The 22626-nt window shown below is 68.0% G+C and carries 19 protein-coding genes; 5 read left to right on the top strand and 14 right to left on the bottom strand.

Going from position 1 to position 22626, the window contains the following annotated elements:
• Positions 1-3: 3 nt before the first annotated feature.
• The 9 genes from C5E41_RS12365 to mca form a co-directional block, all read right to left on the bottom strand.
• Positions 4-765 carry a GvpL/GvpF family gas vesicle protein gene (locus C5E41_RS12365; RefSeq protein ID WP_104375967.1) on the bottom strand — a complete coding sequence of 254 codons (762 nt, stop codon included), beginning with the start codon at positions 763-765 and terminating at the stop codon, positions 4-6.
• Between the two features lie 2 nt (positions 766-767).
• Positions 768-1178: a gas vesicle protein GvpJ gene (gene gvpJ / locus C5E41_RS12360; RefSeq protein WP_181063214.1), complete on the bottom strand. Its 411-nt coding sequence runs from the start codon at positions 1176-1178 to the stop codon at positions 768-770.
• Positions 1175-2110: an SRPBCC family protein gene (locus C5E41_RS12355; RefSeq protein ID WP_439956418.1), complete on the bottom strand. Its 936-nt coding sequence runs from the start codon at positions 2108-2110 to the stop codon at positions 1175-1177. The genes gvpJ and C5E41_RS12355 overlap by 4 nt, the downstream gene beginning before the upstream one ends.
• A 125-nt stretch (positions 2111-2235) precedes the next feature.
• Positions 2236-2871, bottom strand: a complete 636-nt coding sequence (locus tag C5E41_RS12350; RefSeq protein WP_146097525.1) for a hypothetical protein — start codon at positions 2869-2871, stop codon at positions 2236-2238.
• Between the two features lie 171 nt (positions 2872-3042).
• A complete protein-coding gene (locus C5E41_RS34440) occupies positions 3043-3567 on the bottom strand; it encodes a hypothetical protein (RefSeq protein ID WP_219823146.1) in 525 nt (174 codons plus the stop codon).
• A 93-nt stretch (positions 3568-3660) separates the two neighbouring features.
• Positions 3661-4572: an alpha/beta hydrolase gene (locus C5E41_RS12340; protein WP_104375964.1), complete on the bottom strand. Its 912-nt coding sequence runs from the start codon at positions 4570-4572 to the stop codon at positions 3661-3663.
• Between the two features lie 109 nt (positions 4573-4681).
• The gene (locus C5E41_RS12335) at positions 4682-10138 is read right to left on the bottom strand and encodes an ATP-binding protein (protein WP_104375963.1); all 5457 of its coding nucleotides are present in this window, start codon (positions 10136-10138) and stop codon (positions 4682-4684) included.
• Between the two features lie 325 nt (positions 10139-10463).
• Positions 10464-10829: a hypothetical protein gene (locus C5E41_RS12330; protein WP_104375962.1), complete on the bottom strand. Its 366-nt coding sequence runs from the start codon at positions 10827-10829 to the stop codon at positions 10464-10466.
• Complete coding sequence (gene mca / locus C5E41_RS12325) at positions 10826-11743, bottom strand: mycothiol conjugate amidase Mca (RefSeq protein WP_104375961.1); 918 nt, start codon at positions 11741-11743, stop codon at positions 10826-10828. Before mca ends, C5E41_RS12330 begins: the two co-directional genes overlap by 4 nt.
• A 184-nt stretch (positions 11744-11927) precedes the next feature.
• Between mca and C5E41_RS12320 the strand changes: the two genes are divergently transcribed.
• Positions 11928-12425: a DUF4307 domain-containing protein gene (locus C5E41_RS12320; RefSeq protein WP_104375960.1), complete on the top strand. Its 498-nt coding sequence runs from the start codon at positions 11928-11930 to the stop codon at positions 12423-12425.
• Between the two features lie 275 nt (positions 12426-12700).
• Positions 12701-13195 (top strand): transcription elongation factor GreA, encoded by a 495-nt coding sequence (greA, locus tag C5E41_RS12315; RefSeq protein WP_030518168.1) that lies wholly within the window; start codon positions 12701-12703, stop codon positions 13193-13195.
• 191 nt (positions 13196-13386) lie between these two features.
• On the opposite strand, the gene C5E41_RS12310 is transcribed toward greA, so the two are convergent.
• The 3 genes from C5E41_RS12310 to C5E41_RS12300 form a co-directional block, all read right to left on the bottom strand.
• Complete coding sequence (locus tag C5E41_RS12310) at positions 13387-14535, bottom strand: cystathionine gamma-synthase (protein WP_104375959.1); 1149 nt, start codon at positions 14533-14535, stop codon at positions 13387-13389.
• Between the two features lie 104 nt (positions 14536-14639).
• Positions 14640-15272, bottom strand: coding sequence for a transglycosylase SLT domain-containing protein (locus C5E41_RS12305; RefSeq protein ID WP_104375958.1), 633 nt, complete (start codon positions 15270-15272; stop codon positions 14640-14642).
• Between the two features lie 621 nt (positions 15273-15893).
• Complete coding sequence (locus tag C5E41_RS12300) at positions 15894-17288, bottom strand: cystathionine beta-synthase (protein WP_104375957.1); 1395 nt, start codon at positions 17286-17288, stop codon at positions 15894-15896.
• Between the two features lie 106 nt (positions 17289-17394).
• On the opposite strand from C5E41_RS12300, the gene C5E41_RS12295 reads away from it, so the two are divergent.
• From C5E41_RS12295 to C5E41_RS12285, 3 genes are all read left to right on the top strand, one after another.
• Positions 17395-17847 (top strand): hypothetical protein, encoded by a 453-nt coding sequence (locus tag C5E41_RS12295; RefSeq protein ID WP_258080940.1) that lies wholly within the window; start codon positions 17395-17397, stop codon positions 17845-17847.
• Between the two features lie 166 nt (positions 17848-18013).
• A complete protein-coding gene (locus C5E41_RS12290; protein WP_104375956.1) occupies positions 18014-18904 on the top strand; it encodes an SGNH/GDSL hydrolase family protein in 891 nt (296 codons plus the stop codon).
• A 151-nt stretch (positions 18905-19055) separates the two neighbouring features.
• Entirely contained in the window at positions 19056-20276 is a 1221-nt protein-coding gene (locus C5E41_RS12285) for an acetyl-CoA C-acetyltransferase (RefSeq protein WP_104375955.1), read from the top strand.
• A gap of 166 nt (positions 20277-20442) precedes the next feature.
• On the opposite strand, the gene C5E41_RS12280 is transcribed toward C5E41_RS12285, so the two are convergent.
• Positions 20443-21294, bottom strand: a complete 852-nt coding sequence (locus C5E41_RS12280; protein ID WP_104375954.1) for a Bax inhibitor-1/YccA family protein — start codon at positions 21292-21294, stop codon at positions 20443-20445.
• A 129-nt stretch (positions 21295-21423) separates the two neighbouring features.
• Positions 21424-22575 carry a class I SAM-dependent methyltransferase gene (locus C5E41_RS12275; protein WP_104375953.1) on the bottom strand — a complete coding sequence of 384 codons (1152 nt, stop codon included), beginning with the start codon at positions 22573-22575 and terminating at the stop codon, positions 21424-21426.
• Between the last annotated feature and the right edge of the window lie 51 nt (positions 22576-22626).

Here is a 22626-nt window from a genome sequence, read left to right as displayed (position 1 = left end):
GCCTCACCCCTCCGGAGCTCGCTTTGTCACGAAGTCGTAGGCGGCCATCGGCCCCAGCAAATCCAACTCCACCCGGCCGTCCCACTCCGCCATGAGCCGGCGCAGCAATTCCTCCAGCTCGTCTTGCCGGGCCGTTTCGACCAGCACCGCGAGGTGGACGGCGTCCTCCTCGTGGGTGGGGTCGCGCAGATTGACCATCGCCTCGAGTTTCTCGAGCTCGGAGGTCACCTTGCGGGTGTCCTCGGCTCGCTTCGCCTCGATGGCTTGATTGATCATCTCGCCCAACATGATTCGCTCATTGCGGGTCGCGTCCTCCGGTTTCCCACGGATCTCGTCTCGGAGGCGGGCGGCGTCGGCATTCTCGTCGAGCAGTTCCCGCAGAATCGCGTCCTCGACGTAACGTCCTCTGACGACGAACTGCACCCGGCCCTCGAGTTCCGCCAGGGCCGCGCGAAATTCGTCTTCGTTCGCCTCGAGCAGTTCGCTCTCCACCGCGTCGGTGTCGGTCATGACCGCACCGAACCGCAATGGCAACACCGGACTCACTGCCGCGGACCCGTCGAGCAGTTTCTCGTGGGCGGTGAGGTCCTCGGGTGTGCCCAGCGGCCGATCGGAGGAGAGCGTACTGACCAGCGCGGCGATCTCGCCGTGCCGCACGACCTCGACCTCACCCGGCGGATCGCCGACTCCGGTGGCGTGTGGCTGCGGCTCGACGTCGGCGGGCACGATGCCGTAGACATATACGGCGGTGGAATCGGCAGCCATCACTACTCCTCCCGCCTGGACGGCCTGTGCACCGTCTGCCGCTTGTCCTGCACATCGCCGAGGAAGTCCGCGACCTTCTTGCCGGCTGCGTCGAGAGCACCCTTCGTCTTGTGCTCGGCCGCGCCTTCGGTGACGTCGCCGACGATGTCGGTCAGCCCCTTCGGCTCGCTGCTCGATATCTCCAGCCGGTTCACCGCTTCGGCGAAACGCAGGTAGGTGTCGACGCTGGCCACGACGACGCGCGCGTCGATGGTCACCAATTCGATGCCGACCAGCGACACTCTCGCGAACGCGTCGATGACCAGACCTTTGTCGAGAATGGTGTCGATTACGTCGGCCAGGCTGGACGAATTCGGCCGCGCCATCGTGCCCGCTCCGCCGCCGCCTCCGCCTCCTGCTGGTTCGATTGTCATCTGCTTGCTCCTCCGCTCACTCGGGACGGACGGTTCCCCGGACGCGTGCGGCGGCGCGGTGGCTCCGGTTCTTCCTCCTCGTCCTCCTCCTGCTCGTCTTCGTCCGTTTCCTCATCGGCGTCTTCGTCGCCCTCTTCACCGGCTTCTTCATCGGCTTCTTCGTCGCCCTCTTCACCGGCTTCTTCATCGGCTTCTTCATCGGCGCGCGCCTCGTCGGCTTCTTCGCGCTGCCGCGCCGTCTCGTCGTCCTCGACGACCTCGCCGTCGCGGATCTCGCCGTGCCACCCGACGATGTCGTCGCTGTGCAGGACGGCATCGGTCATGACATGGCGCTGAAAGTGCTTGAGCTCCAACCGGCATCGACGGCCCGCCGCGCGCCAAATATTGGCCGTCTTCTCGAACACTCCCTGTGGGTGGTACTCGAGCACCACCAGGATGCGAGTGAGGTTCGGGGTGATGTCGTGAAAGGCGACGGCACCGTCGATATAGCCCTTGGCGCCTTTCGACCGCCACACGATCCGCTCGAACGGAATCTGCTCGATGATCGTGGACTCCCAGGTCCGTCTCGACCAGAACACCTTGCCGGTCCAGCTGAGTTTCTCATCGGAGACCTGCTCGACCTGCTCGAGCTTCTTCGTGAATTTCGGAAAGTCCGCGAACTGGGTCCACTGGTCGTAGGCCAGATCGATCGGCACGCCGACGTCGATCTCCTCGACGATATTGGTCAGCTTGAGCTTCTTGCCGCCGCCCCCTTTGCCGCCGCCCCCGGTCAGCGAATCCTTGACCGACTCGAACTTCTCCCGGGCCGTGTGCTTGAGTTTGCTCATACCTCCGCTCATCACGGCCTGCAGCGGGGAGGCGCCGCCGGCCAGCTTGTCGACGCCGGTCACCGCCGCGATCAGATTCCCTTCGCCGCCCGCGTAGTCGTTCAACCGGCCGGCGGTCTTCGAGACCCGGTCCGTAAGTCCGACCACCGCGCGTTCGGCAAGCGTCCCCGCGAGATTCTGCACCGATTGCTGGAGCGGGCCGACCAGCTCAGTCGTTTTCGCCATCGCTCTCACCTCCTCGTGCGTCGCACGGGCGGTTCGTCGGAATCGGAGCTGCTACGGCGTCGGCTGACCGCTACGGGTTTGCGTTCCGCGGATTTGCGAGTCGAAGTCCCAGAGGTCGTCTTCCGCGCGCGGGGGGCTGCGCGCTTCCGTGCCCGCGGGGCGGGCGGCTCCCGGTCTTCTTCCTCCTCCTGGCCTTCCTCCTCCTGGCCGGAATCGACTTCCTCGAGATCCTCGTCGGAGGACGCCGCGGCCGCCTCCCGGACGGGCTCCTTCTCGCCCTCGTCGCCCGACTCCGCTTCCGGTGCTTCGCGGTCCTTGCCCGACAACAGGGACTCGCCCGACAACAGAGACGAGCCCTGCTGCAGCCGGGTGTTGAGTGCGTCGAGCTGGTTGCTCGCGGCGGTCACCGCGGCGGATCGGGCCGCGCCCACCAATTCGTCGCGAACGGTATCGGTGAGCTGCGTCAGGTCCGCCGACGATTTGAGCAGCGAGGTCCCCCGCTCCAGCAACTCCCCGGGAATGTCCGACGAACGTTTCGCCATCATGGCCCCCGCCACGCCCAGCGCGAAGCGCATCTTGCGGGTGCGACCCAGTACGTAGCCGATGCCCACCCCTATCGCGATACTTGTGCCACCCTTCATGGCCCTCTCCTTGTTTGCTCGCGTGCCGGCACGGCTGCATTGCCGCGGGATCGGCCGAGCGATGACACCCCGATGTTTGGAGTGAGCCACATCACAGAATGGCCTTACATCAGCGTATACCCAGCTATCGCCGCTGTCGGCCATCAGGCGGAGGGAGTTCCGGCATATCGATCAGTGCAGGCGCCGGGTACGCCGGCGCGGACGCAGCACGCGGACCGCCCGCCGCCAGCCACGCGGTGTGGCGACGAACCGCACCGGCCCGTCGAATCGGTCCGTCGGGTCGACGTCGGAGGCGGCGGTGCCGGCCCGGCGGGCGGCCTCGTAGCGAGCCAGACCTTCCCGGAATGCGGCCGGGTCGCCGCCGACGTCGGGGTGCTGGGTGCGCACGAATCGGCGGTAGGCCGCGCGGTCGGCGGCCGACCATCCGGCGCGCGCCGTCGGCGTCCGCGCTTCCCGGATCGGTTCGGGATCTGTGCTCGCCATCCCCTCCAGTATCACCACACCCATCGCGCCGAAACCGTGACCGTACGCACTGTCCGAAATGGGTACTCCGTCGCCATGGACGACAGCGCGCAGATTCGACCGGTACCGATGCGGCGGCGGCCCTGGTTCGCGGATCTGGAAGAAGCCGAACGACGTGGCGCCCACGGCAATGCCGGGCTCGGCTATTTCGATTGTGATTGCGAGATCTGCCACCGGCGGTTCCGGCCCGTGGCGGTCTGAAAATTCTTCGCGCCGTTCGGTTTTAGGGGAGCAGTCGGCCGCGGCCGGGTTTCGGCGCCGCCTCGCTCAGGCGCCGATACCACCGGCCAGTACGGGCCAGGAATCGTGGAGATCCGCCTCGAACAGTCCCCAGGTGTGGGAGCCCTCGGGCCGGTCCACGTACACCGCCGGGATGCCGAGCTGTCCGAGCCGACCGGCGAAAGCACCGGTACACGCCCTCGCGACAGCCTCCACCGGTGGGAATGGCAGTCCCCGGTCGATGCCGCCCGGGATGCCGGACGCCGCCGACAGGTAGATGGCCTTGCCCGCCAGGGCGCCGGCCCGCGCGAACGCATCGTGCACTGGCCACGCTCCGGTTCCCGGGAGGCCCCACATATTGCCCGGATTACCGCCGCCCCGCACGACCTGGGCACTCACCATCGCGATCCCGGCCGGATCGTTCGACCACGGGCACCCGCTATAGGAGGCCACCGCGCCGAAGCGCTCCGGCACCTGGATCGCGAGGTCCACCGCTGACGCGCCGCTCATCGACACCCCGGCGATCGCATTGCGGCCGGTGGTCTCCAGCCGGCTGTCGATGACATCGGGCAATTCCTGGGTGAGGTAGCTCTGCCAGCGATTGCGGCCCGCGACCGGGTCGTCGGCGATCCAATCGGTGTACATGCTGTTGGGCCCGCCGATCGGCATCACCACATTGACATGCTTGTCGGCGAAGAACGCCCGCACATCGGTGTCGTCCCACCAGGAGATGTTGTCCACACCGCCGCCGATGCCGGTGAGCAGATAGAGCGTGGGCGCCGGTCCACCACCGGCCGCGCGGATCACCCGGTTCGTGATCACCCGGTCCATCGCTGGCGAATAGACGTCCATCTCGACCGCCGCCGGGCTTAGCGGATGTTCGCCCACCACATGCGCCGCCGGGGCTGCCGCGGCAGAACCCGCCGGGAACGCACCCCCGGCAACGACCGCACACATCATTACGAGAAGTCGCGTGATTACCGTCACGACAAGGGACTACCCCGTCATGATCATCGCCACGCGGCCGACCCGTGACCGGCCGGAGCGCGGCCGGTCACGGGCGTCGACATCAGCCGAGCCGCGCCTCGATCGCCTCGATGATGCGCGGGCGCAGCTCGCGGGCGCTGATTACCGCGTCGACCGAGCCGACCTCGACGGCACGGTGGATGTTGTGCACCCGGTCGAACTCGGCGGCGACCTCGCCCAGCTTCTCCGCGCGCACCTGCGAGCGGACTTCGTCGAGCTCGGCGGACAGCTCCGCGCGCTCGGTACCCGACGCGTTCGCGACCCGCGACTCCAGTTCGCGCACCCGCGAATCGGAGGCGGTGCGGGTGTTGACGTCACCGACGAACACCACGGCCGCGGCCGGGGCGCCACCGAGCACCGAGGCGAACGAACCCTCCAGCGCGAGCACGGTCATATTCGGGTTCAGCGCCTTCGAGAACACCACGAACGCACCGCCGTGGTAGCGCGAGATCACGCAGAACACGATGGGCCCGCGGAAGTTCACGATCGCGCGGCCGATTTCGGCACCGTATTCGAGCTGCAGCTTGCGCATCGACTCCGGCGATCCGTCGAAGCCGGACAGATTCGCCAGCACCACCAGCGGGCGGTTGCCGCTGGCCGCGTTGATCGCGCGAGCCGCCTTCTTCGACGACCGCGGGAACAGCGTGCCCGCGGTGTAAGTGTCGGGACCGTCGGTGGACGGGAAGCCGCGCCGCGGCACACCCCGCGATTCGATGCCCAGCAGGCAGACCGGGATACCACCCAGATGCGCGTCCTGGACGACGGCGGTCTCCGCATCGGCCATACCCGCCCAGCGCTCCAGCACGGCGTGGTCCTGATCGGCCAGCGCCCGCATCACGGTGCGAATATCGAAGGGCTTCTTGCGATCCGGGTTCGTGGTCGCGGAGAAGATCTCGCCGACGGTCGTGAAATCGCTGTCCGGGACGGTGTGCGGGAACGTGCACACATCGCGGTCGATCGGGTCGGTGGTCTGCGCGCGGCGCGGACCCTGCTCCCCGGGAGCGATGTAGGTGTGGTCGTAGTGCGACATCAGCACATCGCGGGCCCCGGCCAGATTCGGCGCCCAGTACTGCGCCTGACCGTTGGGGCCCATCACGCGGTCGTAGCCGCCGATGCCGAAGTTGTCCTCGGCCGACACACCGCCGGAGAAGTCCAGCGCCTGCTTACCGGTCAGCACCATCGCCGAATCCGGGGTCATCACGAGGATGCCCTTGGTGTGCATGAGCATCGTCGCCTCGGCGTTCCAGTACGGCTGCGCACCGACGTTGATGCCCGCGACCACGATGTTGATCTCGCCGCCGTCCTGGGTGAATTCGACGATGCGCTTGAGCGCCGCCGCCACCCAGTCCATGTTCTCCGTACCGGAGTCCATCGAGATCCGGGCGCCGGAGGACAGCGCGTACCACTCGAGCGGCACCTGCATCCGCTCGGCCAGATCCAGCGCCGCGATCACCCGGCGGCATTCGGGCTCCGACAGTGCGCCCAGCGACTTGGTCGGATCGCCGAGCAGCGTCACGCGGGTGACGCCCTGCGGATGCCGCTCGGTCGGCGTGGTCACCACACCGACGACCATGGCCGCGGTGTTGTGGCCCTTGGGCCGGTCGACGGGGACCAGCGCGTGCTCGGCGTCGAGGTCGTATTCGGTGAAAGTGCCGAGCAGACCGGTCAATTCGTACGGATAGACGGTGCCGCGACTGGCGGCCCGCAGCACCTTCTGGCGGTACTCGTCGAGCGGTTCGACCGGGTCGTCGGTGCGCTCCCCGACGGTCACCTCGGTGCCGCCGGTGGCATCGAACCGGATGCGCACCACGATCTTGACCAGCTCGCCGGTCTTCTCGTCGGGCTGGCGGGCGATGATCAGGATCTCCTCCAGCCCGGCGCCCGCGGTGGCCGGTTCGACGCGACCGACGATGGTGTCCAGTTCGGCGCGGGTCACATCCAGCGGCGGCCAGATGTAGAGCACGATCCGGTTGGTGTGGAGGCGCTTGGCCGACGGCCGCCGCGACTGTGCCCGGCGGATGGAGTCGACACAGGTCGCGACCGTGCTCTCGGCGGTCGGCAGCGACAGCAGCCGGCCCTCGTGATCGCGCAGCGCGGTCAGGTCGCGCACCTGCGCGAACGCGATCAGCCGCTCGTCGGCGGGGTTCTCCTTCGCGACCCCCCGGAAGAGGTAGACCTCCTCGTCGGAGGACGGCAGCCGGGTGAGATCGAATTTACGCAGGCGGCGCATCTGCATCCGCTCGGCGATATAGGGGTGCAGGCCGCGGATCAACCGCTCCTCGGCCAGACCCGTCGCCGACGGGCGGAAGGTGAAGTGGTGGTGCATCACCGCGCCGTTGCTGCCCGCGACGGTGGCCGTGATCCGATTCACCTGATTGGGCAGCGACCGGGCGCCGAGCACTTCCTGCAGGGCGGCGGCCATCGCGTCGAAGTCCTCCGGCTGGTTCTCCCAGCCGAGGTAGATGTCGGCCTCGATGGAGGCGGCGCCGCCGGCCAGTTCGGTGAGCCCGCTCAGCACCGTGTCGAGCGAGTCGAAACTGACCGCCGCGGAGACCAGATTCACACCGCGGCGTTCGGCGACCACGAAGGTGCAGCCGTCCACTTCCTGGGTGCGGACGTCGGTCAGGCCCTTGTTGCCGTAGTACCGCCGGGTCAGCACCTCGAGCATGACGGTGTTGTCGGGGTTGCCCCGCACCAGCCGCTGGGCCAGCAGCCGAACCAGCGGCTCGGTGCTGCGCACCATCTCGGCGATGCGATCGGCGCGGTCGGCGGCATCCGGATGCGCGTCCAGATGGCTCAGATGCTTGCGGACCGTGGTGTACACGCGGGCGCGGTTGCGGCGCAGCAGCGGCTGGCCGTACCAGGCGTAGACCACACCCCGGGTGATATCGGCGATCACCGGGAAGCGCACCTGGGTCGCGGCCACCAGCCGCTCCAGCGCCAGGCCCACCGGTTCCTGCAGCACCCGATCCGGCACCGGCTCGCCCAGCCATTCGCGCAGCAGCGTGGTGACGACGGTGACCGTGTCGGACGGGCGCTGCTGCGCGAGGAAGATCCGGAAGACCGCGGCCTCGAGTTCCGGGGTGCGTTCCAGATCGGTGACGCCGTAGTGCGCGAGCGCCTTCGACAACTTGGCCCGGTAGGACTCCGGCAATCCGGCCCGCTCGACGTCGAGGCTCTGCAGATAGGTGTGGAAATATTCGCGGGCGCTGTGGACGTGGCCGTGGCCGGCGTCCTCACCCCAGAACTGGCTCAGCTCGGCGAGATCGGTGAAGACCTCGATCAGTTCCAGTTCCTCGCCGAGCGGGCGGCGGTTGTCCGCGATCGCCGCGCGGCGCGCGGCCAGGTAGTCCGCCAGGACACGGCCGCCGTCGTGCGGGTCGACGTCGAAACCGAGCAGCAGCCCGCGCAGATCCTCCTGGCCGCGCGCGGTGCGCTCGTGGGCCAGCACCTCGGTGGGCGCGGCGGGCAGGTCCAGTTCGACCGACTCGACCGCGGCGGCGGCCTCGTCGGCCTGATCGTCGTCGGCGATCGGTTCCAGGCGCAGCAGCGGCGCACCGGCCTCGACCTGCGAGCCGACCGAGACGCTGCATTCCTTGACGCGCGCCTTGAACGGCGACCGCAGCACGGTCTCCATCTTCATCGACTCGAGAACCAGGACGGGCGCACCCGCCTCGACCTCGTCGCCGACCTCGAGCGGCTTGGCGACGACCAGCGCGGGCGCGGGCGAGCGCACGACACCGCCTTCGTCACGGCTCACCCGATGCGTCACGCCGTCGACATCCACCACGTGGGTAGGGCCGTGCGTGCCGGTGACCAGCCGATACCGAGTGCCGTTGACCACGATCTGACCGGTGTGGCGGTCGAAGCGCTCCAGATCGACGTCGGCGGTGGCGATCTCGCCGGCAGCCTCGATGCCGATCCGGAATCGGTGCGCGCCGACCCGCGCGACCCGCAGGCGGTAGCTCGCGCCACGCAGCTTCAGATCCAGCGGACGGCCGCTCTCGTGCTGCACCTGCGGACGGCCACCAGCGGCGGTGGACAGCAGCCGATGCCGCTCGGCCCGCTCTTCTTCCTCGTAGGCGTCGATGGCGGCAGCGGCCAGGGCGACCGCGGTGTGCCGCTGGGCCACCAGCCGGCCCTCGCCACGCACCCGATCGATCCAGCCGGTGTCGGCGCTGGCGTCGATGACCTCGGGCTGGTCGAGCAGGTCCAGGACGAAACTCTTGTTGGTCGCGCCGCCCTCGATGATCACGCGGGTCTCGCCGACCGCGCGGCGCAGCCGGCCCAGGGCCTCTTCCCGATCGCGGCCGTAGGCGATGATCTTGGCGATCATCGAGTCGAAGTCGGCGGGGATGGTGTCGCCCGCGCTGACACCGGTGTCGACGCGGATGCCCGGACCGGCCGGCAGATCCAGCAGGGCGATGCGGCCCGGCGCCGGAGCGAAGTCGCGATCGGGGTCCTCGGCGTTGAGGCGGGCCTCGATGGCGTGCCCGCGTTCGGCCGGCGGCTCACCCTCGAGCCGTCCGCCGGAGGCCACGTGCAACTGCGCGCGGACCAGGTCGAACCCGGTGGTGTACTCGGTGATCGGGTGCTCGACCTGCAGGCGGGTGTTGACCTCCAGGAAGGCGAACAACTCGTCGCCGGGGTGGTAAAGGAATTCGACGGTCGCCGCGCCGCGGTAACCGACCGCCACCGCGAGCCGCTCGGCCGAGGCCTTCAGATCGGCGACCTGCTCGGGCCGCAGCACCGGCGAGGCGGACTCCTCGATGACCTTCTGATTGCGCCGCTGCACCGAGCAGTCGCGCACGCCCAGCGCCCACGCGGTGCCCTGACCGTCGGCGATCACCTGGACCTCGACGTGGCGAGCGCCGGTGACCAGCCGCTCCAAGAAGACGACACCGCTACCGAACGCGCGAGCCGCTTCCTGGCTGGTGCGCTCGTAGGCGTCGACCAGTTCGGCTTCGTTGGTGATGACGCGGATACCGCGACCACCACCACCGGCAGTGGCCTTCAGCATCAGCGGATAGCCGATGTCCTTGGCGGCCGCGATGGCGGCGTCCAGCGTCTCGACCGCACCGCGGCTCCAGGGCGCCACCGGAACCCCGACCTCTTCGGCGATCAGCTTCGCGCCGATCTTGTCGCCGAGTTTGCGCATGGCGTCCGGGCTCGGACCGATGAACGTGATACCGATGTGTTCGCACAGTTCCGCGAAAGCGGGATCCTCGGCGACGAAACCCCAGCCGACCCAGGCGGCGTCGGCCTTGGTCGCCACCAGCGCCTTCTCCAGCGCCTTCAGGTCCAGGTAGGGGCGGGCGGAGGCCGGACCGAGGTCGTAGGCGATATCGGCCTCGCGCACGAACGTCGCGTTCCGGTCGACATCGGTGTACAGAGCGACGGTTTCGATCTGTCGCGCGGTCGCCGCGGCCAAATCTCGGACGGCGTGGATGAGGCGCATTGCGGCCTCACCCCGGTTCACGATGGCGATGCGGCTGAACACTCGCCGACTCCTTTCCACAGCGTAGGCCCGGTGCATGGGCAGAATTCGAGGTATCGCGGCTCCGCGAAGTGTGCACCTTTATTCCACGAATGTTTACGCCATGCAGGGGTTACCCGCACGTATCGTGTGGGATCCCATAGGAGTCGTCCGGCCGATTCCCGCCGAAGCGCGGTATCGCGACATGCGCGAGCGACCGCCGGGTCTTACGACCCGGGCAACATCGAAGCAGATCAGAGCATCAATCGACGTCGCCGCCCGAGGCCGTCGCCGGCCTCGGATTGCGATTGGGCGGCGAATCGGCGACGGCGCGGCGAATCAGCGGATCTCAGGAGCCCTTACCGGAGGCCGGCGGAGGGGCGGACGGACCCGAATCGCCGCCGGATCCGTTGGCGGCGCCGTCGCGCTGTTGCTCCGCCCGATCGCCGCCCGCCGCATCGCCACCATCGCCGGCGACACCGTGTTCGGTGCCCTCGTCGGCTTCCTGGTCCGGTTCGGGATGTTCGCGGGAGAAATCGGCGGGCAGCTTCTTGATGTGCTTGTTCATCGAGCGGATCAACAGCACCGTGCCGACCAGCAGCACGAGAATGATCACCAGACCCAGCGGCGACGCCTTGCCGAACTCCGGGCCGGTCGGGTTCGTGGTGGTGTTCTGAGCCAGCAGCGCGGTGTGCGCGAACAACGTCGACATCATCGAACCGTGCCCTCGACAGCCCGGTCGGCGACCATTTCGTCGGCGTCCGTATCGTCGGCGTCCCGGATGCCGGCGAACAGGTCGGTCTCCGGAATCGCGGTGCGCACCCGGGTCTTGGCCAGTTCGAATTCCTCCGTGGGCCACAGCCGCTGCTGCATCTCCAGCGGGATCGCGAAGAACATGCCGTTGGGGTCGATCTGCGTGGCGTGCGCGCGCAGCGCCTCGTCACGCTGCGGGAAGTACTTGCCGCAGTCGATCTGCGTGGTCACCCGCGACATCACATCGCCGTGTTCCTGGGCGGCCTTGCGGATGCGTTCCATCCAGTCGCGCATCGGGAACGGCTCACCGATCCGGTCGTACTCGTCGGCGAAGGTCTCCAGCCGCTGCAGGCTGAAACCGTGGTTGTAGTAGAGCTTGAGCGGGGTCCACGGTTCGCCCGCGTCGGGGAAGCGCTCGGGGTCGCCGGCCGCCTCGAAGGCCGCCATCGACACCTTGTGGCACATGATGTGGTCCGGATGCGGATAGCCACCGTTCTCGTCGTAGGTGGTCATCACGTGCGGCCTGAATTCGCGCACCACCCGCACCAGGGCCTCGGTGGCCTCCTCGAGCGGCACCAGCGCGAAACTGCCCTCGGGCAGCGGGGGCAGCGGATCTCCTTCAGGCAGGCCGGAATCCACGAATCCGAGCCAACGGTGCTGGACGCCCAGGGCCTTCGCCGCGGCCGCCATCTCCTCGCGGCGGACATCGTCGATGCGGTCGAGAATTCCCGGCACATCCATCGCCGGATTGAGGATCGAGCCGCGCTCACCTCCGGTCAGGCTCACGACCAGCACATCGTCACCCTCCGCGGCGTATTTTGCGGTGGTGGCGGCGCCCTTGCTCGACTCGTCGTCGGGGTGGGCGTGCACCGCCATGAGGCGCAGCGGCCGATCGAAGCTGCCGCTCACTTCTCGTTCACCTCGTTGCTCACCGTTTCACCTCATAGCCGTCCGCCGTGCCCGAGCGGCACGCGGGTGTCCGAACTGCATTCCCTATAGTTCCATCCGACGGTCTTTTGTTCCGACCTACCCCCTGATCGACCACGGGAGCAACCACACCATGAGCGAGGCGGCATCGCAGTCCGACCGGACCGATCCGGACGGGCGCACCGCCGACGCCGCCACCGGGGCGACGGGAGTGAGCAACGATCGAGTGTCGAATCGTTACGGAACCGGTCCCGCACGCAACCGCCGCTGGGTTCCGATCGCGCTCGGCATCGTGGTGGTGATACTCGGGCTGGTCGTCGCCTACGTGGGTTATCGGCAGTACGGTCCCCAGGATATCGAGCCCGACCAACTCGGCTACGACGTCGTCGACGATTCCACGCTGACCGTGCATTTCAAGGTGACCCGCAAGCATCCGGAGCAGCCGGTGGTGTGCCTGGTCCGGGGCATGGACACCGAGGCCAGCGAGATCGGCCGCCGCGAGGTGCTGATCCCCGGCTCCGACAGCGGAACCGTCGAACTCACCACCACGGTGCGGACCACCGCCCGGCCCGCCAACGGCAATATCTACGGGTGCAGCGATCAGGTACCGGCCTACCTGAAGGCCGGCTGACACCCCCGCATTCAAGCCTTCTACCTGCACATATCCAATTCGTGCTAGAATGGCGCGAACACGGTTCCGAACGCTCGGAGCCGTGTTTGCTGCATTGACGGCCAGCGCTGCCGGTTCCCGGGCACACAATGCCCGCGACACCGTCGGGGTTCGAGGAACATCCCCCGGATCGCTCTAGCCGTCGACTGTTGCTGTGCGCGGACACGTGCTTGCGCACGCGCGACGGGTATTACGGACCCCGGCACGCCGGGAACAACTACTAGGGAGTGATCGAGATGACTGAGACGCAAGTGACCTGGCTCACACCGGAGTCGCATGAGAGGCTCAAGAGCGAACTCGACGCGCTCATTGCCAACCGTCCGGTCATCGCGGCTGAGATCAACGAACGCCGCGAAGAAGGCGACCTGAAGGAGAACGGCGGCTACCACGCCGCGCGCGAGGAGCAGGGTCAGCAGGAGGCCCGCATCCGTCAGCTGCAGGAGCTGCTGAACAACGCCAAGGTCGGCGTCGCGCCGACCAAATCCGGTGTGGCGCTGCCGGGCTCGGTGGTCAAGGTCTACTACGACGGCGACGAAACCGATACCGAGACCTTCCTGATCGCGACCCGCGAAGAGGGCCTGGGCCGATCGGACCTGGAGACCTACTCGCCGAGCTCCCCGCTCGGCGGCGCCCTGATCGACGCGAAGGTCGGCGAGACGCGCGAATACCGCCTGCCCAACGGCAACATGATGAAGGTGACCCTGGTCAGCGCGGAGCCGTACCACAGCTGACGGGAAGGTGTCGTCGATGCACGCGAGCAGCGGCGGGGATACCACCGCGGCTGCGCTGCGCGCGCTCCTCGGCAGATTCGGCCGGGTCGGCAGCAGCCCGGCCGACCATCTGACATACGACCATCTGACATAGCTCTACCGACACGAACGGCCGCACCGATTCCGGTGCGGCCGTTCGTTGTTTTTGCTGCTCAGCCCAGCGCCCGCTCCACATCGGCGAGCAGATCGCCGATGTCCTCGATGCCGACCGACAGTCGCACCAGATCCGCGGGCACCTCCAGTTCGGAGCCCTCGGTCGAAGCGTGGGTCATCGCACCGGGGTGTTCGATCAGCGATTCCACTCCACCGAGCGATTCGGCGAGGGTGAAGATCTTCGTCCGCGCGCAGAAGTCGTGCGCGGCCTGCTTGCCGCCGCGCAGCCGTACCGAGATCATGCCGCCGAAACGGCGCATCTGCTTCTGCGCCACCGGATTTCCGGGATGTTCCGGCAGGCCGGGGTAGATCACCTCCGAAATGGACGAGTGCTCGGCGAGGAATCCGGCGAGGGTCTCCGCGTTGTCGCAATGCCGATCCATCCGCAGCGCAAGGGTTTTGATGCCGCGCATGGTGAGGAAGGCGTCGGTGGGCCCCGGGACCGCGCCGGCGCCGTTCTGCAGGAAGGCGAAGGCGGCGTCGAGTTCGGCGTCGTTCGTGATCAGTGCACCGCCGACCACATCGGAATGACCGCCCAGATATTTGGTGGTCGAATGCAGCACGATATCCGCGCCGAGCAGCAGCGGCTGCTGCAGGTACGGCGAGGCGAAGGTGTTGTCCACCACCAGTTTCGCCCCGCCGCCGTGGGCGACGTCGGCCAGTGCCGAGATGTCGCCGACATTGAGCAGCGGATTGGTCGGCGTCTCCAGCCACACCAGTTTGGTGTTGGGACGCAACGCGTGTGCGACGGCGTCCGGATCCGACACCGGGGCCACGGAGTATTCGATACCCCACTGCGTGAACACCTTGTCGATGAGCCGGAACGTCCCGCCGTAGGCGTCGTTCGGAATCACCAGGTGATCCCCCGGGCGCAGCGACGCCCGCAGCACACAGTCGGTGGCCGCCATCCCCGAGGAGAATGCCCGCCCGTAACTCCCGGATTCCAGCGCGGCCAGATTCGCTTCCAGCGCGGCGCGGGTCGGGTTACCGGTGCGGGCGTACTCGTAGCCGCCACGCAGCCCGCCCACGCCGTCCTGGGCGAAGGTCGAGCTCGCATAGATCGGCACATTCACCGCACCGGTCTGCGGGTCGGGATCGAACCCGGCATGCACGGCTCGTGTGGAGAACCCCAGCTGATCGTCGGTCATGCCGACCAGCCTAGATCCGCGCCGTCGCGACGCTCGAGCCGGGAACCCCCGGCCCTGGATCGATGTGAGCGGGGTCATGCCCGCCCGGGACCGATCGCCCCGGCTCAGTACGCCGAGTTGACGTTGTCCATCGAGCCGTAGCGGTGCGCTGCGTAGTTGCAGGCGGCCACGATGTTGGCGACCGGATCCCAGATGTCCCAGGAGGTGCCGTCGACGTGGTAGGCCGCGAAGGTCGGGTCGATGACCTGCAGCAGACCCTTGGACGGGATGCCCATGGCGGCGTTGGAGTCGTACAGGTTGATGGCCTGGGTGTTACCCGAGGACTCCCGCATGATGTTGCGATAGATGCCGTTGTAGCTGCCCGGGATACCGTGCGCGGCCATGATGTCGAGGGCGTTGTGGATCCACCCGTCCAGGTTGTCCGGGTAGACCGGCGCCGGCGGGGGCGGCGGCGGAACCGGCGCGGGGGCGGGCGCGGGAGCCGGCATCGGGGCCGGGATGGCGGCGGCGGGGGCGGCCGGCGCCGGGGCGGCCGCGGCGATGGGCTCGGCGGCAGCGGTGGGCTGGGTCTTCTCGGCGGCGGCGACCAGCGTGGATGCCAACGCGGCCGGCTTCACATCGTCGGTCTTGTGGCCACCGGCGGAGGTGATGGCGGCGAAAGCGGCGAGGGCCAGGGTGGCTGATCCGGCGGTACGCGCGACCGCCTTGGCTCTACTGCTTGTGGTGGTCTTCGACATTCGATGTTCTTCCCTACTGTGTGTCGGCCTCGGTGGCCTGCGGCAGGCAGCACTGGACCAGGGCGGGCCCCTGTGGGACTCACCTCGCGTGCTGCATGCTTTTTTCGGATGACGATCCGGCTACTGACTCAGACTCGCGTCTGACAACCAACGAGGTCACAGGATGATTGCGGTAGGTGAACGTAAACTTAACTTGAAATGAACAGAAGGTGCCGCCACTCGCGTTTTGCATCGATGACGACCCGCTATATAGCGCTGACCTGGGGATCCATACTTCACGGGAACGTGCTGCGCATCACAGAAAAATAACGCGTGTCGTTGCGTTTCGAGGGTGTTTTGTCCGATTTTTTCCGCGTTCGGCCACCGTTCGGTAACGATCGATAACGCTCGGTAACCCCTGTCGGGCCGCACTCGATATTCAGGGTTTGGGCAATTCGGGGTTTGGGCATCGATCGGTTGCCCGCCGACAGGGTTGGGGCTCGGCACGCGGTAATCGGCCGGCAGATCCGCCCCCGGCGGCGCGGGCAGGCGGAAACGCGATCACCCGGCTCGCGTGAGCGGCCGGGTGATTGGAGCGAACTGTGCTGTTGTGCGAACTCTGCTGTGGTGGGCCGTACAGGATCAGTGCGTGGGCAGACCCGACCCGCTGAGGAAGCCGAGCAGATCATGGCGGGTGATGACACCGATCGGCTTGCCATCCTCGACGACCATGAGCGCGTCGGTGGACTCCAGCGCCTTGGTCGCGGCCGACACCGGCTCGCCGGACCCGATCAGCGGGAACGACGGGCTCATATGCTTCGACACCGGATCGGTCAGATGCGCCCGGCCCTCGAACACCGCCGACAGCAGATCGCGCTCGGTGACGCTGCCGGCCACCTCGCCGGCCATCACCGGCGGTTCGGCGCCGACCACCGGCATTTGGGAGACCCCGTATTCGCGCAGGATCTCGATCGCGTCGCGCAGCGTCTCCTGCGGATGGGTGTGCACCAGATCCGGCAGCGCACCGGACTTGCCGCGCAGTACATCGCCGACCGTCGGCTCGGCGGTGCTGCCGTCGAGCCGGGTCTGCAGGAAGCCGTAGGAGCTCATCCAGTTGTCGTTGAAGATCTTCGACAGGTAACCGCGGCCACCGTCGGGCAGCAGCACCACCACGACCGCCTCCGGGTCACGCTCGGCCACCCGCAGCGCCGCGACCACCGCCATACCGCAGGAACCGCCCACCAGCAGCCCCTCCTCGCGCGCGAGGCGGCGGGTCATCTCGAAGCTGTCGGCGTCGGAGACGGCGATGATCTCGTCCGGCACCGACGGGTCGTAGGCCGAGGGCCAGAAGTCTTCGCCGACGCCCTCGACCAGATACGGCCGGCCGGTGCCGCCGGAATAGACCGACCCCTCCGGATCGGCGCCGACGACCTTGACCTTGCCGCCGGATACCTCTTTCAGATACCGGCCCGCACCCGTGATGGTGCCGCCGGTGCCCACGCCGGCCACGAAATGGGTGACCGTGCCCTCGGTGTCGCGCCAGATCTCGGGACCGGTGGTCTCGTAGTGGCTGGCCGGGCCGCCCGGGTTGGAGTACTGGTCGGGCTTCCACGCACCCGGGATCTCCCGGGTGAGGCGGTCCGAGACGCTGTAGTAGCTGTCCGGATGCTCCGGCGGCACCGCGGTCGGGCAGACGACCACCTCGGCACCGTAAGCGCGCAACACGTTGCGCTTGTCCTCGCTGACCTTGTCCGGGCAGACGAAGACGCATTTGTAACCGCGCTGCTGGGCGACCAGGGCCAGCCCCACCCCGGTGTTGCCGGAGGTCGGTTCCACGATGGTCCCGCCCGGCTTCAGCAATCCCTGCTCCTCGGCGGCATCGATCATCTTCACCGCGATGCGGTCCTTGGAGCTGCCGCCCGGGTTGAGATATTCGATCTTCGCGGCCACCACCCCGGAGTTCGGGCCCACCACCGAGTTCAACCGAACGAGCGGGGTATTTCCGATCAGGTCGACGACGTGGTTCGCGATACGCATAGCTACATCGTCGCAGAGCCGGGCGGGCGACTTGCGTTTGGTACGGCGTGCGCTGCGTTCGATCCAGCGAGGCACCAGCGCTGCGGTTAGTATGCGGGGCGTGAGGATGCCGAAGACAGCTCGCGCCACCGCAGTCGTGGCCGCGACCGTCGGGGCCGTGACCACCATCGCGTCCGCCTCGGCCAGCGCACAGACCGTCGAGTTCCCGCAAACGCCGAGTGTGTTCTACGGCGGATTGTGCGGGGGCAATATCCGGACCTGGGTCGATACCAGTCCCGACTGGCCGGGGCGGGCGGTGTTCAACGTCCAGGCCCTGGCGATCCAGGGTGTGGGGCCGGGACAGTATCCGCTGGCCCCCCTGTGCAACGTCGACACCACCGTCGCGTGGCGCAACACCAACACCGGCGCGGCCGGCGAGTACCGGCTGAACGTCGTCTCCGGTATCTACGGCAGCATCCTGTACGCGGAGTTCCAGAACACCGGACCGGGTCATATCGAGGTCACGGTCACCACCAACAACCTCAACATTCCCGCGCACGGCGCATTCGACGTTTTCTGACCGCACCGGCCTTGTCCCTGGTCGGCGCGTCGCACGCGCCGCATAATCGGTAGGACCGGACCGGGAGCCCCTGCGGCCGCACCGGATTCGCACCGCCGCGGGCGCCGAGCCCGCCGCGGAGGGTCCGGTCGGTAGCAGCGTCGGATGTGAGACGGGAGGTTGGGGCGTGGCTTCCAGGACGTGGCGAACGGTCGCGGCGAGCGCGGGCGCCGCCGTGGCGGTCGGCTCGGGGGCGGGCACCGCGGGCTGGGCGACCTACCGCCTGCTGATGTCGCAAGCCCGCGCGGCGCGCACCGTGATCGGCCGCGACACCTCGAAGCCCCCGGAGGCCGACGGTGTGTACACCCGCGAGTGCGCGGCCCCGCAACCGTGGCGCGCGGGTGTGCCGTTCGATCTGCATCTGATGATCTTCGGCGACTCGACCGCCGCCGGAGTGGGCTGCGCCGACGCCGAACGGGTACCCGGCGTCCTGGTGGCCCGCGGTCTGGCCGATGCCACCGGATGGCGAATTCGCTTGAGTACCAAGGCGATATCCGGCGCCACCTCGAAGGGGCTGGCCGGACAGGTCGACGCCATGTTCATCGCGGGCCCGCCACCGGACGCCGCGGTGATCCTGGTCGGCGCCAACGACGTCACCAAGAAACATTCGATCCGGCGTTCGGCGCAGCGGCTGCGGCAGGCGGTCGGACGCCTGCACGAGGCGGGCGCCGTCGTGGTAGTCGGCACCTGCCCGGATCTCGGCACCGTGGCCGCGATCCCGCAGCCGTTGAGCACGGTCGTGCACCGCTGGAGCGCGCGGCTGGCCCGAGCCCAGGTCGGTGCGGTCCGTTCGGCCGGCGGCATCCCCGTGGCGATGGGCGATCTGCTCGGCCACGACTTCCGCAGCACACCGGAGGTGCTCTTCTCCGCCGACGGGTTCCATCCCTCGCCGGCCGGATACGCGTTGGCGGCCCGGCACCTGCTCCCGGTACTGCTCAGCGCAATCGGCGCCGATCCGAGTGCGCAGCGTCGATTGGCTGCCTCCCACGGTTCTCGGCCCGCCTCGATTGTGGACTGACGCAGCGACCGAGCGAGGAGGGAAGAATCGAGGACCAGCGCCCGAGCGAAGCGGAGACAGAACGCGCAGTAGATTCGGGGTTGCATTTGTCGTACCCCTGTACCGAAACGGTCGGCTGACCGATTCGGCGACCCCGATGTAAGGAGTCCTCATGCCAGAGGCCGTCATCGTTTCGTTCGCCCGCTCTCCCATCGGCCGCGCAGGCAAGGGTTCGCTGGTGACCATGCGTCCCGACGACCTCGCCACCCAGATGGTCCGCGCCGCTCTGGATAAGGTCCCGGCGCTGAATCCCGCCGACATCGACGATCTGATGCTCGGCTGCGGACAGCCCAGCGGCGAGGCCGGATTCAACATCGCCAAGGTGGTCGCCACCCAGCTCGGCTACGACTTCCTGCCCGGCGTGACCGTGAACCGGTACTGCTCGTCCTCGCTGCAGACCACTCGCATGGCGCTGCACGCCATCAAGGCCGGCGAGGGCGACGTCTTCATCTCCGCCGGCGTCGAGACCGTCTCGCGGTTCCCGAAGGGCACCTCCGACGGCTGGCCGGACACCCACAACGAGAAGTTCGCCGCGGCCGAGGCCCGCACCACCACGCGCACCGAGGGCGGCTCCGGCGGCTGGACCGACCCCCGCGAGGGTGGCGATCTGCCCGACATCTACATCGCGATGGGCCAGACCGCCGAGAACGTCGCCCAGTTCACCGGCATCTCGCGTGAGGACCAGGACCACTGGGGTGTGCGGTCGCAGAACCGCGCCGAAGAGGCCATCAAGGCCGGCTTCTTCGAACGCGAGATCACCCCGGTGACGCTGCCCGACGGCACCGTCGTCTCCACCGACGACGGCCCGCGCCCCGGCACCACCTACGAGAAGATCTCGCAGCTCAAGCCGGTCTTCCGCCCCGACGGCACGGTCACCGCCGGTAACGCCTGCCCGCTGAACGACGGCGCCGCCGCGCTGGTCATCATGAGCGACACCAAGGCCAAGGAGCTGGGGCTGACCCCGCTGGCGCGCATCGTGTCCACCGGTGTGTCCGGTCTGTCGCCGGAGATCATGGGCCTGGGCCCGATCGAGGCCGTGCGCAAGGCGCTGAAGATCGCCGGCCAGACCATCGACGACATCGACCTCTACGAGATCAATGAGGCCTTCGCCGTGCAGGTGCTGGGCTCGGCTCGTGAGCTGAACATGGATCTGGACAAGCTGAACGTCTCCGGCGGCGCCATCGCCCTCGGCCACCCGTTCGGCATGACCGGCGCCCGCATCACCGCCACCCTGATCAACAACCTGCAGACCCACGACAAGCAGTTCGGTCTGGAGACCATGTGTGTCGGCGGTGGCCAGGGCATGGCCATGGTCATCGAGCGCCTGAGTTAGTAGTACTGCGGTCGGCCGGTTCGTCATCGACGTCCTGCCGGCAGCACTGCTCGCTTGAAAGCAGCCGCCGCGCACGGGCCGCGACGGCAGAGTCTCGAAACGCGAAGAGGTGGCTGCCGTGTCGCAGCCACCTCTCCGGTGTTCGAACCCGCTGTCGGGCGCGGGATCAGTCGTTCTGCAGATAACTCAGCAGGCGCAGGATCTCCAGGTACAGCCAGACCAGGGTGACGGTCAGGCCCAGGGCGACGCCCCACGCGGCCTTCTCCGGCGCACCGGCGCGGATCAACTGGTCGGCGGCGTCGAAGTCGAGCAGGAAGCTGAAGGCCGCGATCGCGATGCAGACCAGGCTGAAGATGATCGCCACGGTGCCGCCGTCCCGCAGGCCGAAGCCGCCGGGGGTGAAGAAAGCGGCGACCAGGTTGCCCAGCATGAGGACGACCACACCGATCATGGCGCCGACGAGCATGCGGGTGAAGCGCGGGGTGACCCGGATGGCTCCGGTCTTGTAGACCACGAGCATGCCGAAGAACACACCGAAGGTGCCCAGTACCGCCTGGGCGATCAGACCGCCGCCACCGACGCCGCCGAATTCCACATTGGTGAACATGAACGACAGCGCGCCCAGGAAGAAGCCTTCGGCCGCCGCGTAGCTCAGCACGATGGCCTTGTTGTCCTGCTTGCGGCCGAAGGTGGCGACCATGACCAGCGCGAAGCCGACCAGACCACCGACGATCACGAACAGCGGGGCCAGCGCGTGGTTGGCCGCCGTCGCACCGTAGGCGATGATCGCGGCGAGCGTGACCACGCCGAGGGTGATGCCGGTCTTGGTGACGACATCGTCGATCGTCATCGGCCGGGTGGCCGGCGCCTGCTGATACGGCTGCTGGACACCGTACGGGCTCTGCTGTCCGTACTGCGCGAACTGCCCGGCGCCCGCTGCCGCCGAACCGAATCCCGCGTATCCACCGCCCTGTTGTTGCGGCAAATTTTTGAAGATCGGGTTACTTGTGGTGCGCAAGGTCCCGTGCCTTTCCGAAGTAGCGGTCCACGTCCGTCGTGTCCGTCTGAGTATCCAACGATCCGCTCCGGGAGCAAGTTCCCCGAACCGGACATCAAATCGGACATACCAGACTGTACTGCCCGTAATCTACTCCCGCCGGGCGGTGCGCAGGCCACACACGGACCGAGTCACGGTGAATTTGCGATTACGCCCGACCACGTCGGTCTTGCCGACCAAGCGGTCCATGACGCCGCGATAGTTGAGGTGGCTGTTGTATACGGTCCACAGCTCCCCGCCCGGGCGCAGTACCCGCCCGGTTTCGGAGAACATCTTGATCGCCGAGCCGGTGTGCACCGCGGCGCCGACGTGGAAAGGGGGGTTGCACAGCACCAGATCGGTGCTGTGGTCGCCCACCGCCGCCATCGCGTCGTCGCGGACCACGGTCACCCGGTCGCCGACTCCGTTCGCGGCGGCAGTGGCCCGGGCCGAGGCGACCGCGGCCGCGGACTGATCGGTTCCGACTACGGTGATGTGCGGGCGCGCCTTGGCCAGGGCGGTGGCGAGTATGCCGGTGCCGCAACCGAGATCGATCGCCTCGTGGGCGTCGGGCTTCATCCGATCGAGGTGTTCGAGCAGGAAGCGGGTGCCTATATCGAGGCGCGGCCCGGAGAAGGCCGCTCCGTGCGCCACCACCTGCAGGGCGAGTTCGTCGAGTTGCTCACGCAGCGGAAACTGCTGCGCTCCCGGCGTTTTCGGCCCGGTCGCCGTGATCGTCCGCGACTTCTGCCGGCCCCGGCTGGCCTGCACACCCGAAAAGTATTCCGCCAGTACGTCGTTCATCGCCGGCGTCAGATACTTGTCACGGCCACCGGCGATCACGATGACCTCCGGATCGGCGTATCGCGCGACCGCCTCGGCGATCTCGGCGAGACCGGACAGCATGCGGGGTAATCGCAACAGCACGACGCCGGCCCCCGCGAGCAGTTCCGGGCCGAGATCGTGCGAGGTGTAGCGGTCGGCCAGATCCATGGCACGGGCATTGTTGGCCAGCGCCTGTTCACCGGTCAGCAGATCCTGGTGGACACGGATGTCGCGCACATCGTGGGCGGCGGCCACGCCGAGAGTCAGTGCGCCGTAACAGTCGTCGATCACCGCGACCCGTCCCGGTCCGGCCGCCGCGAGCACATCCGCGGCCGTGTCGAGGATCAGTCGGTCCGCCGCGTCGACGGCGTAGAGGTTCACCGCTTCCACATCCGGATAGCGCCGTAATCGGCTCAGTATGTCGTCGACCTCCAGCATTCCTACAGTGTGCTAGACCGTTGCCGTGTCGTCACCATGACCCCTGGCGCC

This window comes from Nocardia nova, from assembly GCF_002933465.1.
GTDB lineage: Bacteria > Actinomycetota > Actinomycetes > Mycobacteriales > Mycobacteriaceae > Nocardia > Nocardia nova_B.
The sequence above is the reverse complement of the archived record's forward strand: the minus strand, read 5'-3'. Positions and strand labels throughout refer to the sequence as shown.